This window comes from Micromonospora sp. USAFONa4 (assembly GCF_057197825.1).
Window position 1 is genome coordinate 3,198,567 of the sequence record NZ_CM170072.1, and the last position, 16,060, is coordinate 3,214,626.

The following is a 16,060-nucleotide window of genomic DNA, read 5'->3' on the forward strand; positions in this document are numbered from 1 at the left end:
ACTGCCGCCATGTCGGCAGTCGGCTACCCGCTCGCCCTGGCGCCGGTCGCCGCGATCGGACTGCTCGCCGTCGCGCTCCGTCCGGTCGCGGCCGGGACCGTGGCGGGGCGGCGCCTCGCGCTGGTCCGGGCGGCTCTGGTGACCGGGGCGTTCGCGGTGCTCACGGTGGAACTGCTGGGCGCGCTGCGGCTGCTCACCCTGCCGGCGTTCGCCGTGGCCTGGCTGACGTTCCTCGCCGGTGCGCTCGCCGCCGTCGGCTGGCGACGCCGCCGGGACGAAGCGCGCGGCACGGACGTGGTCGCCGCCGCGCACCGCGCGGTCGAGGTCGTCGCCGCGCCCGAGCCCGCGCTGGTCGGCGCGACGGCCGGCCCGGCCGTCGGCGCCCCGCCCCCTCCGCCGCCGCCGGCCGCCGCGCGCCGCGTCGCACCCCGCCCCGCCGGCTGGTGGACCCGGCTGGCTGACGCCTGGCGTACGGCGGGCCGGGGTGAGCGGCTGCTCGCCGGCACGGTCGGCGGGCTGCTGCTGGTCGAGTTGCTGATCGCCCTGCTGGCCGAGCCGAACAACTTCGACTCGCAGACCTACCACCTGCCGAAGGTGGAGCGCTGGGTGGCGCAGGGCGGCCTGGACTTCTGGCCCACCGCCATCCACCGGCAGGTGACCATCCCGCCCGGCGCCGAGTACCTGCTGCTGCACCTGCGCCTGTTCACCGGCGGGGACGCGCTGCACCACCTGGTGCAGTGGGCGGCCGGCGTCGGCGTACTGCTGGCGGCTACCCGGATCACCGCGCAGCTCGGCGGGGGACGGCGGGCCCAGCTGCTGACCGCGTTCGTGCTCGCCACCACCCCGATGGTGGCGCTCCAGGCGACCAGCACCCAGACGGACCTGGTCTGCGCCGCCTGGGTGGCCTGCGCGGCAACGGTGGCGCTGGACGGGCTGCGCCGGCGCGCCGGGGCCGGGGCGGTGCTGGCGCTGGGGGCGGCCACCGGGCTGACCGCGCTGACCAAGACCAGCGGCCTGGTCGCGGTCGGGCCGCTGCTGCTGCTCTGGGGGCTGGCCCAGCTCCGGCTGGCCCGGGTCGGTGGCGTCCGGTCGCGGCGGCAGGTGCGTCGGACGGTCGCCGGGTCGACGCTGATCCTGCTGGTGGCGGTGGTGGTGGTCGGGCCGTTCCTGGCCCGGGTGACCGCCGAGTTCGGGCATCCGCTCGGGCCGCCCCGGCTGCGCGAGTCCATTCCGATGGAACGGCACGACCCGCCGTCGCTGCTGGTCAACGCGCTGCGGATCGCGCACACCGCGTTCGACACGCCGCTCGCGCCGCTGCGCCGGGCGGGTGCCGAGGCGATCGTCGGCGCCGCCGGGATCATCGGGGTGGACCCGCAGGACCGGGCCACCACCTTCGGGCGGGAACGGTTCCCGGTGCCGTCGTGGTATCCGGACGAGGACCGGGTGGCCTTCCCGCTGGCCGGGGCGCTGGCGGCGATCGGGGCGGCGTACGCGCTGGTCCGGCCCGGTCGGGTCGCCCCGGCGCAGGCGGGTCCGCTGCGCGCGTACGCCGTCGTCGTGGTGGCGGCCGTGCTGCTGCACACCGCCATGATCAAGTGGCAGCCGTGGGGGAACCGCCTGCTGCTCTACGCGCTGGCGCTGGCCGTACCGCTGGCGGGGCTCTGGCTGGACGCGCTGTTCCGGCGCCGGGCCGGCGGCGCGGGTGGACGGCGGCCGGTGGCCTTCGGGCTCGCGGTGAGCGTGCTGGCCGGCTGCGCGCTGGCCGGGGTGCTGGCGGTGTCGTACGGCTTCCCGCGCCGGCTGGTCGGGGCGGGCTCGGTCTTCACCACCTCCGAATGGGACACCCGGTTCCTGCGGCGTCCCCAGTGGGCGGAGGAGTTCCGCTGGGCCGCCGAGGCGGTACGCGCGACGGACGCCCGCCGGATCGGCCTGGTGCAGCAGAACGACAACTGGGAGTACCCCTGGTGGCTGCTGCTGCGCGGCGCGGACGGCCGCCCGCCGGAGCTGGTGGCGCTCCAGTCGGTGCTGCCGGGGCGTCCGCCGGCCGACCCGGCCTCGGTGGACGCCATCGTCTGCACGGGCAGCCGGCCGGCGTGCACGGCGCTGGTGCCGGCGGGCTGGCGCGTGCAGTTCCGGGGCTACGTGGGCTACGCCCTCCCGCCGGGGAGCTGACCCGCCGGGAAGCCGGCCGCCGCGCGATTCGACCGGATCGCCCTGTTCTGCACTCTGCGCGCAACAATTACGAGACGCATTCACATACCTCGAAGCCGACGCTACCTTCTGGTAACTCGATCGACGTCCCGCGATCGAGTTCGAAAGGAGTGCGTCGATGCTTGGTTCCTCCACCAGGCGCGAACGCGCGACCCGACGACGGGCCCTCACCGTCGTCGCCGCCGCCGCTCTCGTCCTGCCGATGCTCGCCGGAACGGCCTCCCCCGCCACCGCGGCCGACCGTCCGGCCGTCCAGCCGCTCCCCGCCAACCTGGAGACGATCCGCGCCGCCGAGGCCACCGCGCTCTACGGCACGCCCGCCGTCCGCCCCATCGAGCAGCGCCGCACCGCGCTGATCACCATGGGCGACAGCGAGATCTCGGGCGAGGGGGTGGGCAACTACGTGCCCGGCACCCACGAGCCCGGCAACTGGTGCGACCGCTCGTACGACCAGGCGGTGTTCCGCACCGGCCTCACCGCCGACGAGAAGTACAACATCGCCTGCTCCGGCGCGACCCCGTGGAACCTGATCCGGGGCGGGCCCACCCAGCACAACGAGCTGAACCAGGGCGACCACCTGGCCATCAAGGCGCGCAACACGCACATCAAGCTGATCTGGGTGGTGGTCGGCGCCAACGGCGACGGCACGATCCAGTTCGGCCCGGTCGCCACCGACTGCGCCGTCCGCCGGGTCCTCCTCCAGGGCGCCTGCCACCCCACCTACACCGACCAGTGGAGCGTCCGCACCGACGGCAGCCGGCGGGCGGTCGAGGACGCGCTCACCGACATCCGGCAGACGATGACGGGCGCCGGCTACCTGCGCTCGGACTACGAGCTGGTGCTGATGTCGTACCCGAGCCCGGGCAGCCCGGACGTGGAGGACAACCCGAACTTCCCCGGCTGGTACGCGGGCGGCTGCCTGCTCTACCTGGCCGACGCCGCGTTCGCCCGGAACAAGGCGGTGCCGATGTTCGAGTCGGCGCTGCGGGCGGCGGCGACCAACACGGGCACCCGCTACCTGGACGCCAGCCGGCTCTTCCACGGCCACGAGGTGTGCACCGACAGCACCTCCGTACGCGGCCTGTTCATCGAGATCGGCGTCTGGGACGAGAACGCGGCCCGGCAGTCGTTCCACCCGAACAAGCGGGGGCACGGCATGTTCGCCCAGTGCGTCACCCAGTTCGTCGACTCCGGGCGACAGCGGGCGACCTGCGTGGACCCGGCCAGCACCGGCAACGGCGTGCTCTACGACGGGCTCTTCGAGTTCAAGCAGCTGCGCAACGCCGCCACGGGCACCTGCGTCGACGGCAAGGGCTACGACTCGCGCAACGGCACCCCCCAGCAGTCGTACGGCTGTCACGGCGGGCGCAACCAGGGCTTCTGGTACGACCCGACCCGCCAGTCGCTGCACTCGGAGCTCTCCCACGACCGCTGCCTGGACGTCTCGGGCGGGTCGCTGAGCGCCGGCACGGCGGTGAACATCCACGACTGCCACGGCGGCGCCAACCAGAAGTTCGTGCTGGCCGGCAACCAGATCAAGGCGGCCGGCAACGCCAACCTCTGCCTGGCGTTCGACAACCCGCTGCTGGGCACCCCCCGGCTGCGCCTGGCCGCCTGCTCCACCAGCAGCCGCCAGCAGTGGTCCTTCGAGTCCCGCAACTTCGCCAACCCGGTCGGCTACGGGCACGACGACTTCATCGGCTCCCGCGTCTACTGAGCCGCCCGCGCGGGCGGTGCCGCCCTCCCCGGGTGGCACCGCCCGCGCCGACCGGCGTGGGGTGGCCCGCTGTCGCCGACGGGCCACACCCCCACCTACTTCTGCCGGGCCGGCACGACCACCAGGCGGGCGACCCCGCCGTCGCCCTCCTTGGCACCGGCCACGCCGACCGTCGTGCCGACCTTCACGTCGGCGGACCGGATCGTCGTGCGACGCTCCACGACGCGCAGCTTGTCGCCGAAGGTCCAGGTCATGGTGAAGCCGTCGGCGGACTTCACGGTCATCGAGTCGCCGTCGACGGCGGTCACCTCGCCCCGCTGCACGGCGACGGTCCGCGTACCGCCGTCCTTCGTCCGCACCACGGCCTCGCCGTGCAGGGCGTCCCGCCGCAGCAGCACCCGGGCCTGCCGGCGCTCGCGGCGCTCCTCGGCGCGTTCCCGCCGCTTCTCCCCGGCCGCGCCCGGCGACGCCTCCGGCGAGGCGGGTGCGGCCAGCGGCTCGACGTCCAGGTCGCCGGCGTCGAAGCCCAGCGCGGCCAGCGCCTGGCCCTCCGCGCCCAGCACCGCAGCGACCTCGACGGCGGTCTCCCGGGCCGGCTGACCGGCCGGTCCGGCGGCACCGCATCCGCCGACGCCGAGCGCGACCGCCGCGAGCAGCGTGGTGGTGGCGATTCCCCAACGTGCCATGGGTCTCCCTCTCGTCCGTGGAACCCCAGCCTCCCGCCCACCGGCGAGCGGAGGGTCAGAGCGATGTTCGGATCCGGTAAGGATCCGGGGGCAGCCGGACGGTGAACGCGGCGCCGCCCTCCGGCGCGTGCCCGGCCGCGACGTCCCCGCCGAGCCGGCGGACCAGGCCGGCGGCGAGCGCCAGCCCCAACCCGCTGCCGACCTTGCGCACCCCCCGGTAACGCTGGTGCAGGGCGCCGCGCTCGAAGGCGACCGCCAGGTCGTCGTCGGTGAGGCCCGGTCCGCCGTCGCGGACCTCGACGACGCCGCCCGCCAGTGGGTCCGCGCCGGCCGCCCGGACCGCGAGCACGATCGGCGCCCCCGGCGGTACGACCCGCAGCGCGTTCTCCAGCAGCCCGTCCACCACCTGCCGGATCCGGCCCGGATCGGTGTGGACCGGCACCGGCGCGTCCGGGACCTCCGCGCGGAACGGCACCCCCACCGCCGCGCACCGGTCGGCCCAGGTCCGGCCCGCGTCGGCGGCCAGCCGGGCGAGGTCCACCGGCACCGGTTCGAGCGGGAAGTCGGCGGCCTCCAGCCGGGCCAGCGCCAGCAGGTCGCTGACCAGCCGGTCCAGGTGCCGCGCCTCCGCGAGCACGGTACGACCGGCGTCGGCCGCGTCCGCCGGCCCGATCACCCCGTCGGCCAGTGCCTCGGCGTAGCCCCGGATCGCGGTCAACGGGGTGCGCAACTCGTGCGAGACGGAGAGCAGGAACTCCCGTTGCCGGCCCTCGCTCGTGGCCAGCGCGGCGGCCAGCCCGTTCAGCGCGTACGCCAGGTCGGCCACCTCGTCGGGCGGCTCCACCGGCACGCGTACCGCCCGGTCCCCGGCGCGCAGCCGGGCGGCGGCGTCGGCGGCGCGCCGGATCGGTCGGGCCAGCCGGCGGGCGAGCAGCAGCCCGGCGGCCACCCCGGCGGCGAGCCCGGCCAGCAGCGGCAGCCAGAGGCTGGGCACCACCTGCCGCCACGGCGCGGCGGGCCGGGCCCGGGTCAGCACCACCCCGTCGCCGCCGGGCAGGGCGCGCCCCTCGATCAGCGTGCGCCGCCCGTCGATCACGCGGCGGGTCGACACGTTACGCCCCTCGGCGACACGCCGCACCACCCGTGGCGGCAGGCCTGGGCGCTCGGCCGCCCCGCCCCGGACGAGGTACGCGTCGACGCCCTGGGCGTTCAACTGCCGGACGATGCGCTCCTCGTCGGTGGTCCGTCCGGTCTCCAGCCTGGGGCGCAGCACCTCGGCCGCGAGCCGGGCCTGGGCGGCCAACGCCTCCCGGTCATGCCGCTCCACGCCACGTACCGCCAGGGGCACCGCGACGATCGCGGTGACCAGCACCGAGACCAGGGCGACCGCGCAGGTGACCAGCACCGCGCGGGAGGTCAGCGTCCGGCCGGGACGGTGCCGTGGCGGCGGCGCGACGGTCGGCTCAGCCATCGGCGGAGTACCCGACGCCCCGGTGGGTGCGGATCACGCCGGCCGCGCCCAGCTTCGCCCGGACCTGTGCGACGTGCACGTCGACGGTCCGGGTGCCGGCGTGCGCCGCGTACCCCCAGACCCCGGCGAGCAGCTCCTCCCTGGTGAAGACCCGCCCCGGTCGGGCCATCAGGTGCGCCAGCAGGTCGAACTCGGTGGAGGTGAGCTGGACCGGGGTGCCCGCGACCGTCACCGTCCGGCGGGTCGGGTCGAGGGCCACCGCGCCGACGACCCGGGGCAGGCCCGTGCCCTCGGGCGTCCCGGCGGTGCGCCGCAGCACCGCCCGCACCCGGGCGACCAGTTCGCGGGGGCTGAACGGCTTGGTGACGTAGTCGTCCGCCCCCAGTTCCAGCCCGACGACGCGGTCCACCTCGTCGTCGCGGGCGGTGAGGAAGATGACCGGCGTCCAGTCGCCAGCCTCGCGCAGGCGGCGACAGACCTCGGTGCCGGTCATGGCGGGCAGCGCGATGTCGAGGACGCAGGCCACCGGGCGCAGGCGGCGGGCGGCGGCCAGCCCGGCCGCCCCGTCCCGTTCCAGGTGTACGCCGAAGCCGTCCCGGTTCAGGTAGAGCCGGACCAGGTCGGCGATGGCCGGCTCGTCCTCCACCACGAGGACGAGCCCGCGAGGCGCGGCGTCGACGGTCACCGGCCCATGATTGCCGACCCGGTGCCGCCGCGCGGGTCAGCGGATGTTCGGATTCGGTAAGAAGACGGTCAGCGCACCACGGCGGGCCGGAAGGCGACCGGCCGCGCGACCGGCGGCACCTCGCCGATGGTGGCGACGAGCCGCTCCCGGGGCGTCCGCAGCCGGGTCCGGAAGGCGTGGTTGAGCAGCGCGTCGAGCTGCCACACCTGCTTCGGGTGGCGGGTGCGGATGAGGAACCGCTCGCGGATCCCGTCGATCGCGGTGGCCGCCAGCTCGACCGAGTGCAGGCGCGGGTCGGGGCTCCAGGTGACGTTGCTGAGCTCGCGCAGTTCCGTGTTGAGGTGCAGGCGCAGCCGGTGCAGCACGCGGGTCTGCTGGGTGACGACCAGCCGTCGGTGGGTCAGCAGGAGCAGGTACTCGCCGGCCATCGGGCGGTCCGGCCGGGCGCACCGGGTGACGAGGATGGTGGCGTCGCCGGAACCGACGCAGCGCCGGAAGACCGGCATGTGCCGGGTGACGGTCTGCACCGCCAACCCGGCCTCGGTGGCGGCCGGGAGGAACGTTCGGGAGAAGACGTCCATGCCCTGCCCAACGAGGCGCGACCTGGGGTGACGTGGGTCACGCGGGAATTTTGGAACTTCCACGCGACGAGCCGGAGGCGCACCTGCTCGCGGTGTCGCCGCGCCCCGGCGACGTCTGGCTGCTCTGCACCGACGGCGTCAGCGACCAGCTCGACTACCACCTGATGCGGGAACTCCTGGCAGCACCGCGACCCGAAGAGGCGGCGCGGGACCTGCTCCACGGCACCCTGGGAAGCTGGCGGCGGCGACAACGCCACCGCCGTGATCGCCCGGGCCGACGCCACGGCTCCCCGAGCCCAGGGGTAACCGGATCACCGGATCACCGGATCACCGGATCACCGGATCACCGGATCACCGGATCACCGGTGGAGATCTTGGTACGAAACAGCCCCCGGAGGGGCCGTTTCTTGCCAAGATCTCCGGTAGGAGCCCGAGGGGCGGACGCGAGAGTAGGCACCGACGGGGTGTGGCCCGCCGTGCCCGGCGCAGGGATCAAGCCTGACCGCCCGGAGCCGGGCACGGCGGGCCACACCCCACCACGACGCACCACAACCACCCGACGCACCGCTTGGGCGGCCTGAGCGCCGGCCGCCGAAGGGCCGGTCGGCCGGCGTCGCGCCGACACCGGCACGTCCGACACCGGCGCCGCCGACGTCCGGCTCAGACCGGATCCGGCGCGAACAGTTCCTGCAACCAGCCGGGCACCGCAGCCGCGTACTCCGCTCGGGTCGGGTCGGCGCTGCGCAGGGCGCGGCGCCAGGAGAGCGCCCGGCTGACCCGGGTGACGCGGACGGCCAGGCGGGCCGCCTCGCGCAGCGTCGCCCGGTCGTGCCCGTCCAACCACGGCTCCAGGTAGGCGTCGCGCAGCCGCGCCAGCGCCGGGTCGCCCTCGGGCAGCCCGAACGCGTCCGCGACCGAGTTGAGCGTCACCAGCAGGGTGCCGAACGGGTGGGCCACGGAGGCGTCGCCCCAGTCGAAGAAGCGGTGCCCGTCGCCGGCCACGAACACGTTGCCGTCGTGCAGGTCGTCGTGCTGGACGGTCGGCGTGAGGCCCGACGCGGCCAGCCGCCGGCAGTCCTCGGCGAAGGCGGGCCGGTGGGCGCGCAGCCGCCCGTACGCATCGGCGGTGAGCCCGTCCTCCGCCCCGAGCAGCAGCGACTCCTCGTCGTCCAGCAACGCCTCGAACAGCTCCGGCAGCATCTCCGGCCGGTGGTCGGGCACGCCGAGGGCGAGCAGTTCGCCGGCCCCGGACGCGACCACGCGCTGCAGGTCGGCGTACTCGGGCAGGACCCGTTCCCAGCGGCTCAGCAGGCTCCGGTCGCCACCCAGCGCATCGCGCAACGTCCGGTCGCCACCCAGCGCATCGCGCAACGTCCGGCCGCCGTCGGGCAGCAGGGACCAGCCGCGCTCGGCGTCCACGGCGACCGGGTCGAGCACCCGGCCGGGGGCGAGCCGGGCCAACGCGGCCAGCAGCGCCGCCTCGTGCCGGGTGCCGGGGTTGTTCGCCTTGAACCAGACGTCGCCGGCGTCGGTGGGCACCCGCCAGACCAGCGACCAGGGTCGGACCCGGGGCTCGACCGGCCCGACGATCCGCCGGCCGTGCCGGCCGAGTTGGTCGCCGACCCAGCCGAGCGCGGCATCCCGCCAGTGCGGGTCCGTCCAGTCGACAGGTGGTGTGGTCGCCCGGTGGGCGCGTGGCGTGGTCGCCTGGTCGGCGGGCGGCGTGGTGGCGTCAGGCACGCCGGGCAACTCGGTCACGCCGGGCAACCTAGCCGCCGCCCGTGCCGCGGGACCACGGGTTTTCCCGTCGCCCCACGGCAGCTCGGCGGTGCGCCCTACAGCAGCTCGACGATTGTCGCGTTGGCCATGCCGCCGCCCTCGCACATCGTCTGGAGGCCGTAGCGGATGTCGTTGTCCCGCATGTGGGCGAGCATGGTGGTCATGATCCGGGCGCCGGATCCGCCGAGCGGGTGGCCGAGGGCGATCGCGCCGCCGCGCGGGTTGAGCCGCTCCGGGTCCGCCTCGGTCTCCGCCAGCCAGGCCAGCGGCACCGGCGCGAACGCCTCGTTCACCTCGTACACCCCGATCTCCTCGATGCCCAGCCCGGCGCGGCGCAGCGCCTTCGCGGTGGCCGGGATGGGCGCGGTGAGCATGGTGACGGGGTCGTCGGCGGCGACGACGGCGGTGTGCACGCGGGCCAGCGGGCGCAGGCCGTGCCGGCTGGCCCACTCGCTCGTGGTGACGGCGAGCGCCGCCGCGCCGTCGGAGATCTGCGACGCGGAGCCGGCGGTGACGACGCCGTCGGGGCGGAACGGGGTGGCCAGCTCGCCGAGCTTCTCCAGCGAGGTGTCCCGCCGGATGCCCTCGTCGGCGGCGAACTTGCCGCCGTCGGCCAGGGCGACCGGGGCGATCTCGGCGTCGAAGGCGCCGGCGTCCTGCGCGGCGGCGGCCTTCTCGTGGCTGGCGAGGGCGAACTCGTCGAGCTGCGCGCGGGAGAAGCGCCAGCGCTCGGCGATCAGCTCCGCCCCGACGCCCTGGTTGAACGGCAGCGGCGCGTCGTCGGCGAAGCCCTCGACGCCGCGGTAGCGGTCGCGCAGCTGGTCGCTGAAGGGCGACCCGCCGGCCACGCTGGAGCCCATCGCGACCCGGGTCATCGACTCGACGCCACCGGCGACGACCAGGTCGGCCTGGCCGGAGAGGACGGTGGCGGCGGCGAAGTGCAGGGCCTGCTGGCTGGAGCCGCACTGCCGGTCGAGTGTGGTGCCGGGCACCGACTCGGGCCAGCCGGCGGCGAGCACGCCGTTGCGGGCGACGTTCCACGACTGGTCGCCGACCTGGGAGACACAGCCCCAGATCACGTCGTCGACCTGCGCCGGGTCGATGCCGGTGCGCTCGGCGAGGGCACGCAGCACGTGCGCCGAGAGGTCGACCGGGTGCACGGCGGCCAGGCTGCCCTTGCGCCGCCCCACCGGGGTGCGTACCGCGCCGACGATGACTGCGTCACTCATGACTACTCCCCGGTAACTTGGGCCGGCCCCGATCTTACGTCGTCGGCGGGCCGGGCGTCCTCCCCCGGTGCCCTGGCATGCTGAACGGATGGCTGCACACCCGGCCCCGACCCGGCAGTGGCGGGTGCCGCCCACCCTGCCGGCGCTCAAGCTGACCGGCGCGGTCGCGCTGCTCGCGCTGGCCCTGCTCCTCGACGGGAGCGACCCGATCCGGCTGGCGCTGGCCGTGCTCACGGCCGCCGCGCTCGCCGGCTGGGCCGCGCGCGACCTCGTCGCGCCCGTCCGGCTCGCGGTCGACCCGGACGGGATCACGGTCGTCCGGGGCTTCGCGGGACACCGGCGGCTGCCCTGGTCGGCCGTCGAGAAGGTGACCGTGGACCGCCGCGCGCGGCGGGGCCTGACCAGCGAACTGCTGGAGATCGACGCGGGGGAGTCGCTGCACCTGTTCGGCCGCCACGACCTCGGCGCGGATCCCGCCGAGGTGGCCGAGGCCCTGCGCGAGGCCCGCCCGCACTGAGCGGGCCCGCGCATCCGGGCGGCGGGGTCAGCCGCCGACGATGGCCGCGGTTCGGACCATGGCCAGCCCTATCAACGCCACCACGATCAACGCGCCGCCCGCGAACTGCACCAGCGTCCGACGCGACCGTGGGGCGTACGCGAACACGAGCGCCAGCAGCGCGCCGATCACCAGGCCGCCCAGGTGTCCGGGGATCGAGATGCCCGGCACGGTGAACGTGAAGACCAGGTTGATCACCAGGACGGGGAGCACCTGGGAGATGTCCCGCCCCATCTTCCGTTCGATGACCACCAGCGCGGCGAACAGGCCGAAGATCGACGTGGAGGCGCCTGCGGTGAGTTGGTTCTCGGCGCTGAACAGGTAGGCGGCGACGTTCCCGCCCAACCCGGCCACCATGTAGAGCGTCAGGAACCGCAGCGGCCCGAGGCTGGCCTCCAGCGACCGGCCGAGCACCCACAGCGCCCACATGTTCAGCAAGAGGTGGACCACGCCGTAGTGCAGGAACATCGCGGTGACCAGGCGGTACCACTCGCCCTCGGCGATGCCGCCGACCGTGCCGTCCGGGAAGATCGCGCCGCCGAGCACCGAGCCCCAGTCGGTCAGGGGCGTGCTGCCGCCCATCAGACCGCCGAAGCCGGAGCCGCCGACCACCGCGTCCCCGCCCCGGTCGGAGGCGATGGAGAGCAGCATCATCAGCACGTTGAGCGCGATCAGCGCCTTGGTGACGTAGCCGTGGCGGCCGGCGGCACCGCCACCGAAGGCGGTACGCGCCGGCCGCACGCTACGACGTCCCTCCGCCACGCACTCCGGGCACTGGAACCCGACCGACGCCTCCCGCATGCAGTCCGGGCAGATCGGCCGGTCGCAACGGGTGCAGCGGACGTAGGTCTCCCGGTCGGGGTGCCGGTAGCAGACCGGGGTGGTGGGTGGTGACTCGCTCACCACGCCGGCCCGCCGTCGCGGATCGCGCGGACCACCAACCGGTTCCGGCCCTCGGAGCGCTCAGTCATGTCGGCAAAGGTACCTCGCGGACCGCTCAGGCAGCGGTCCGCTCGATCTCGACCCGCTCGATGACGACGTCCTGAAGCGGCCGGTCGTTCGGGCCGGTCGGGGTGTTGGCGATCGCGTCGACGACCTTCACGGACTGCTCGTCGGCCACCTTCCCGAAGATGGTGTGCCGGTTGTTCAGGTGCGGCGTCGGCGACACGGTGATGAAGAACTGCGAGCCGTTGGTGCCCGGCCCGGCGTTCGCCATCGCCAGCAGGTACGGCTGGTCGAAGCGCAGCTCCGGGTGAAACTCGTCACCGAACTTGTAGCCCGGACCACCGCGCCCGGTGCCGGTCGGGTCGCCCATCTGGATCATGAAGCCGCTGATCACCCGGTGCGAGATCGTGCCGTCGTAGTACGGCCCGCTGCCCGGCTGACCCGTACGCGGGTCGATGTATTCGCGGTTGCCCTCCGCCAGCTCGACGAAGTTCTTCACGGTCTTCGGGGCGTGGTTCTGGAAGAGCTCCAGCCGGATCGGGCCAGCGTTGGTGTGCAAGGTGGCGTAGACAGCCTCGGCCACGGGTACTCCTCACTCGTTGGTCAGTTCCATGCGGATCCTCCCATGTGCCCGATCTGGCAGTGCGGAGGCATCCGAAGGTGGAGGATGACGAAGGAACAACTCCCAGGAGGTGGGACCGTGTTTGGAATCGGGCGGCGTAAGACCCAGGGGCAGCTGGCCAAGGTGGAGCTGAACCAGGGCCTCGGTCACCTGAGGCAGGCCGCCACGTACGCCGCGAGGGGTGCCGGCGCCACCGTCACCCCGCGCGTCCAGGCGGCCCGGGGCGCCGTCGCGCCGACGGCCGTCATCGTGCGCGACCGCGCGTCGAGCGGCCTCGCGTCCACGGTCGCCGCGCTCGCGCCGCTGGCCCTGGCCGTCCGCAAGGCGCAGGCCGAGGCGGCGGGCAAGGCGGTCACCGGCAGGAAGGCCCTGGCAGCCAAGCAGGTCGCTGCCGGCAGGAAGGTCAAGGCGAAGAACATGAAGGCTTCCCGGAAGAAGAACTCCCGGCGGGGCGGGTCCATGATGACCGGTCTGCTCGCGGCCGGCGCGGTGGCCGGGGTCGCCGCGGTGGCGATGCGGCGGCGCCGGGAGCAGCAGGAGTGGGCCGAGTACGACCCGACCCGCACCCTGGAGCCGATGCGCGACGAGGTGGAGACCATGGAGATCCGGACGCCGGTGACCGACGCCTCGACGGTGTCGAGCGGTTCGGGCGTGGCCGGCGGCCCGACCGGCGCCGGCAGCTCGGCGGTGGCCGGCGGCGACAGCGCCTCCACCACCACCCCCGGCAAGCAGCCGACGGTCCACGCGACGGACAAGGTCCCGTCGGTGGCCGAGGGCGCCAAGGACGCCTCGGGCCGCCCGGCGGACGACCTGACCGAGGCGCTCGGCAAGGGCGGCGCCAAGAACGGCCGCCGCTGACACCCCTGTCGGTCCCGGAAAGCGCCGGCGAAGCGGCTCCCCGCCGCACCGCCGGCGCTTCCGCGCCCGGCGGGGCCACGGCACCGGGTCCGCGCCCGGCGGCGGCTGCGCGTCGGGCCCGGTCCGTCAGAGCCAGCCGTTGCGGCGGAACCAGCGGTAGAGGGCGAGCGAGATCGCGAGCATCAGGGCGAGCACGACCGGATAGCCGTACGTCATCCGCAGCTCGGGCATGACCTCGAAGTTCATCCCGTAGATGCCGGCGATGGCGGTCCACACGGCGGCGATGGCGGCCCACGCCGCGATCTTGCGCATGTCGTTGTTCTGGTCGACCGTGACCTGGGCCAGCCGCGCCTGGAGGATCGAGTTGAGCAGGTCGTCGTAGGAGTTGACCTGCTCGACGGTGCGGCTCAGGTGGTCCTGCACGTCGCGGAAGTAGCGGCGGATCTCCTTCGGCACGTCGCGGTTCATCTGCGCGGTGAGGGTCAGCAGCGGGCGCTGCAACGGCATGACCGCCCGCTTGAACTCCACCAGTTCCCGCTTCATCTGGTAGATCCGCTGGATCCGGCCGGTGGACTGGCGGTCGAACACGTCGGCCTCCAGCGTGTCGAGGTCGTCCTCCAGCCGGTCGGCGACCTCCAGGTAGATGTCCACCACCCGGTCGGTGACCGCGTACGCCACCGCCCAGGGACCCTGGAGCAGCAGGTCCTGCTTCGTCTCCAGGTCGGCGCGTACGGGGGCCAGCCGGCAGGCGTCCCCGTGCCGCACGCTGATCAGGAAGTTCGGGCCGATGAAGAGCATCACCTGGCCGGTCTCGACGACCTCGGAGTGCTCGGTCAGCTCGGCGTGCTCGCAGTACCGGGCGGTCCGCAGCACCAGGAAGCTGACCTCGCCGAACTGCTCCAGCTTGGGGCGCTGCTGCGCCTTCACCGCATCCTCGACGGCCAGTTCGTGCAGCCCGTACGTGGCGGCGATGGCGGTCATCTCGGCCAACTCCGGCTCGTGCAGGCCGAGCCAGACGAAGCCGTGCTCCTCGCGGCGGGCCGCGGCGAGCGCCTCGGCGTACCGCCAGTCGCCGGGCTGCCGGCGGCCGTCCACGTAGAGGGCGCAGTCGACCACCGCGCTGCGCTGCGGGCCGGTCGGCGGGGACGCCTGCTGGGGGGTGTCGGAGTTGAGCCGGCGGGTCATCGCCCGCACCGGCGCCACCCAGTCCCGGGGCCTGAGCACCCGTCCGCCGTTCGACGCGGTCGTCCGTTCCCGGTCCGTCATCACGCCCCCTCCCCACGCGCTGCCGCCGGTGAACAGTACGCCGCCGTCGATGATCACCGCCGGTGACGATCGGCGGGAGGGTGGCGCCGGGTGGGCCGGGTCGCTTCAGGGGGGTGAGGGGACGACACGGCCCACCCGGCGCCCTTTGGGGGCGGGGGTTGTGCTGGTCGCGCCGCCCCACGTGCCGCCGGCCGGGCTGGCCCGGTCCCGTCGCCGGGCGCGGCGGGGGCCGGGACCGGGCGGTGAGTTCCGCTACACGTGGTGAGTGACGCTCGCAGCATTGTGGGCCGTCGGCCGCCCCGGCGGGAGACCCGGGGCGGCCACGATCGTCCAACTGTCAGAAATCTGACAGAAATTCAGCTCCGTACGGCCGCCATGGCCTCCGCCAGGCGCCGCACGCCCTCGTCGATGCGGTCGGCCGTCACCGCCGAGTACGCCAGCCGCAGGGCGTGCCGCCCGCCGTCGACGACGAAGTCGCTGCCCTTGACCACGGCGACGCCGCGCTCGGCGGCGGCCGGCGCGAGCCTGTCGACCTCGACGTCCTCGGGCAGCTCGACCCAGAGGAAGTAGCCGCCGTCCGGCTCCACGAACCGGGCCTCCGGAATGTGCCGGCGCAGCGACTCGGCCAGCACCCGGGCCCGCTCGCCGAGCGCGGCGCGCACGGTCTCGATCGAGCGCTCGATGTCGCCGGAGACGCAGAACTGGTGCACGATCGCCTCGGAGACCATGCCCGGCGAGATGTAGAGGCTGGTCGCCTTCTTCGCGATGTCGCCGATCAGGTCCGCCGGACCCACCAGGTAGCCGACCCGTACGCCCGGGCAGACCGTCTTGGTGAAGCTGGAGGCGTGCACCACCACGTTGCGGGTGTCCAGCGAGAGCATCGACGGCAGCGCCTCGCCCCGGAACCGGATGTCGGCGTACGGGTCGTCCTCGAAGATCGTGAACTCGTACTCGGCCGCGAGGTCGAGCAGCTCCCGGCGCTTCTCCAGGCTCAGCGTCACGCCGGCCGGGTTCTGGTAGTTCGGGATGACGTGCGCCAGCCGGGGCCGCACCCCGGACTCCAGCAGCTTGCGCAGCTCGGCGGTGTCGAGCCCGTCCGGCTGGATGGAGACGCCGTGCAACTCGCTGCCCATCCGCTGGAGGTTGAGCAGCGTCCGGTCGTACGTCGGACGCTCCACCACCACCGCGTCACCGGGGCGGACCAGGTGGTCGAAGAGGAAAGCGTCCGCCTGCAACGACCCGTTGGTGATCAGCACCTGGTCGGCGGAGACCCCGTGCTTCTCGGCGATCCACTTCCGCAGCGGGAGGTAGCCGACGGAGGTGCCGTACGCGGTCACCCCGGCGGGGTCGGCGTCGAACGCGCGGACGGCGGCGGCCTTGAGCCCCTCGACATCGACGATGTCCAGGGAAGGAGCGCCACGGGCGAAGGAGATCAGCTGCTCGGCGGTCATGGC

14 protein-coding genes are annotated in these 16,060 nt (G+C 74.3%); 4 read left to right on the forward strand and 10 right to left on the reverse strand.

The window, feature by feature from the left end; all coding sequences use genetic code 11:
* The first annotated feature begins 9 nt into the window (after positions 1-9).
* Both AC0OO9_RS13910 and AC0OO9_RS13915 read left to right on the forward strand, forming a co-directional pair.
* Positions 10-2,172 carry a hypothetical protein gene (locus AC0OO9_RS13910; protein WP_484517556.1) on the forward strand — a complete coding sequence of 721 codons (2,163 nt, stop codon included), beginning with the start codon at positions 10-12 and terminating at the stop codon, positions 2,170-2,172.
* A gap of 157 nt (positions 2,173-2,329) precedes the next feature.
* Positions 2,330-3,928, forward strand: a complete 1,599-nt coding sequence (locus AC0OO9_RS13915) for a ricin-type beta-trefoil lectin domain protein (RefSeq protein WP_484517557.1) — start codon at positions 2,330-2,332, stop codon at positions 3,926-3,928.
* A gap of 95 nt (positions 3,929-4,023) precedes the next feature.
* Here the strand turns inward: AC0OO9_RS13915 and AC0OO9_RS13920 are convergent, their stop codons facing one another.
* The 6 genes from AC0OO9_RS13920 to AC0OO9_RS13945 all read right to left on the reverse strand — a co-directional run bounded on the left by AC0OO9_RS13920 (position 4,024) and on the right by AC0OO9_RS13945 (position 10,359).
* Positions 4,024-4,614 carry a hypothetical protein gene (locus AC0OO9_RS13920; protein WP_484517558.1) on the reverse strand — a complete coding sequence of 197 codons (591 nt, stop codon included), beginning with the start codon at positions 4,612-4,614 and terminating at the stop codon, positions 4,024-4,026.
* Positions 4,615-4,669: 55 nt separating this feature from the next.
* On the reverse strand, positions 4,670-6,085 hold the full coding sequence (locus AC0OO9_RS13925; protein WP_484517559.1) for a sensor histidine kinase: 1,416 nt from the start codon (positions 6,083-6,085) through the stop codon (positions 4,670-4,672).
* The gene (locus AC0OO9_RS13930) at positions 6,078-6,770 is read right to left on the reverse strand and encodes a response regulator (RefSeq protein ID WP_484517560.1); all 693 of its coding nucleotides are present in this window, start codon (positions 6,768-6,770) and stop codon (positions 6,078-6,080) included. Before AC0OO9_RS13930 ends, AC0OO9_RS13925 begins: the two co-directional genes overlap by 8 nt.
* 68 nt (positions 6,771-6,838) lie before the next feature.
* Positions 6,839-7,351 carry a hypothetical protein gene (locus AC0OO9_RS13935; protein WP_484517561.1) on the reverse strand — a complete coding sequence of 171 codons (513 nt, stop codon included), beginning with the start codon at positions 7,349-7,351 and terminating at the stop codon, positions 6,839-6,841.
* 660 nt (positions 7,352-8,011) lie between these two features.
* Positions 8,012-9,109 (reverse strand): phosphotransferase, encoded by a 1,098-nt coding sequence (locus tag AC0OO9_RS13940; RefSeq protein WP_484517562.1) that lies wholly within the window; start codon positions 9,107-9,109, stop codon positions 8,012-8,014.
* Between the two features lie 77 nt (positions 9,110-9,186).
* Positions 9,187-10,359, reverse strand: a complete 1,173-nt coding sequence (locus AC0OO9_RS13945) for a thiolase family protein (protein ID WP_132240541.1) — start codon at positions 10,357-10,359, stop codon at positions 9,187-9,189.
* An 88-nt stretch (positions 10,360-10,447) separates the two neighbouring features.
* On the opposite strand from AC0OO9_RS13945, the gene AC0OO9_RS13950 reads away from it, so the two are divergent.
* Entirely contained in the window at positions 10,448-10,876 is a 429-nt protein-coding gene (locus AC0OO9_RS13950; RefSeq protein ID WP_151457294.1) for a PH domain-containing protein, read from the forward strand.
* 27 nt (positions 10,877-10,903) lie between these two features.
* Here the strand turns inward: AC0OO9_RS13950 and AC0OO9_RS13955 are convergent, their stop codons facing one another.
* Both AC0OO9_RS13955 and AC0OO9_RS13960 read right to left on the reverse strand, forming a co-directional pair.
* Positions 10,904-11,818, reverse strand: coding sequence for a rhomboid family intramembrane serine protease (locus AC0OO9_RS13955; RefSeq protein ID WP_484517563.1), 915 nt, complete (start codon positions 11,816-11,818; stop codon positions 10,904-10,906).
* Between the two features lie 94 nt (positions 11,819-11,912).
* The gene (locus AC0OO9_RS13960) at positions 11,913-12,443 is read right to left on the reverse strand and encodes a peptidylprolyl isomerase (protein ID WP_132240538.1); all 531 of its coding nucleotides are present in this window, start codon (positions 12,441-12,443) and stop codon (positions 11,913-11,915) included.
* Between the two features lie 84 nt (positions 12,444-12,527).
* Between AC0OO9_RS13960 and AC0OO9_RS13965 the strand changes: the two genes are divergently transcribed.
* Complete coding sequence (locus AC0OO9_RS13965; protein WP_484517564.1) at positions 12,528-13,340, forward strand: hypothetical protein; 813 nt, start codon at positions 12,528-12,530, stop codon at positions 13,338-13,340.
* A gap of 126 nt (positions 13,341-13,466) precedes the next feature.
* On the opposite strand, the gene corA is transcribed toward AC0OO9_RS13965, so the two are convergent.
* Both corA and AC0OO9_RS13975 read right to left on the reverse strand, forming a co-directional pair.
* Positions 13,467-14,525: a magnesium/cobalt transporter CorA gene (gene corA, locus AC0OO9_RS13970; protein WP_421458551.1), complete on the reverse strand. Its 1,059-nt coding sequence runs from the start codon at positions 14,523-14,525 to the stop codon at positions 13,467-13,469.
* Between the two features lie 437 nt (positions 14,526-14,962).
* Complete coding sequence (locus AC0OO9_RS13975) at positions 14,963-16,057, reverse strand: aminotransferase-like domain-containing protein (protein WP_121397512.1); 1,095 nt, start codon at positions 16,055-16,057, stop codon at positions 14,963-14,965.
* Positions 16,058-16,060: the final 3 nt, after the last annotated feature.

Bases quoted from the DNA above. Each gene is read 5' to 3' on its own strand.
- AC0OO9_RS13910 (WP_484517556.1), top strand. From the start codon at position 10: ATGTCGGCAGTCGGCTACCCGCTCGCCCTGGCGCCGGTCGCCGCGATC.
- AC0OO9_RS13915 (WP_484517557.1), top strand. From the start codon at position 2,330: ATGCTTGGTTCCTCCACCAGGCGCGAACGCGCGACCCGACGACGGGCC.
- AC0OO9_RS13920 (WP_484517558.1), bottom strand. From the start codon at position 4,614: ATGGCACGTTGGGGAATCGCCACCACCACGCTGCTCGCGGCGGTCGCG.
- AC0OO9_RS13925 (WP_484517559.1), bottom strand. From the start codon at position 6,085: ATGGCTGAGCCGACCGTCGCGCCGCCGCCACGGCACCGTCCCGGCCGG.
- AC0OO9_RS13935 (WP_484517561.1), bottom strand. From the start codon at position 7,351: ATGGACGTCTTCTCCCGAACGTTCCTCCCGGCCGCCACCGAGGCCGGG.
- AC0OO9_RS13945 (WP_132240541.1), bottom strand. From the start codon at position 10,359: ATGAGTGACGCAGTCATCGTCGGCGCGGTACGCACCCCGGTGGGGCGG.
- AC0OO9_RS13950 (WP_151457294.1), top strand. From the start codon at position 10,448: ATGGCTGCACACCCGGCCCCGACCCGGCAGTGGCGGGTGCCGCCCACC.
- AC0OO9_RS13965 (WP_484517564.1), top strand. From the start codon at position 12,528: ATGACGAAGGAACAACTCCCAGGAGGTGGGACCGTGTTTGGAATCGGG.
- corA (WP_421458551.1), bottom strand. From the start codon at position 14,525: ATGACCCGCCGGCTCAACTCCGACACCCCCCAGCAGGCGTCCCCGCCG.
- AC0OO9_RS13975 (WP_121397512.1), bottom strand. From the start codon at position 16,057: ATGACCGCCGAGCAGCTGATCTCCTTCGCCCGTGGCGCTCCTTCCCTG.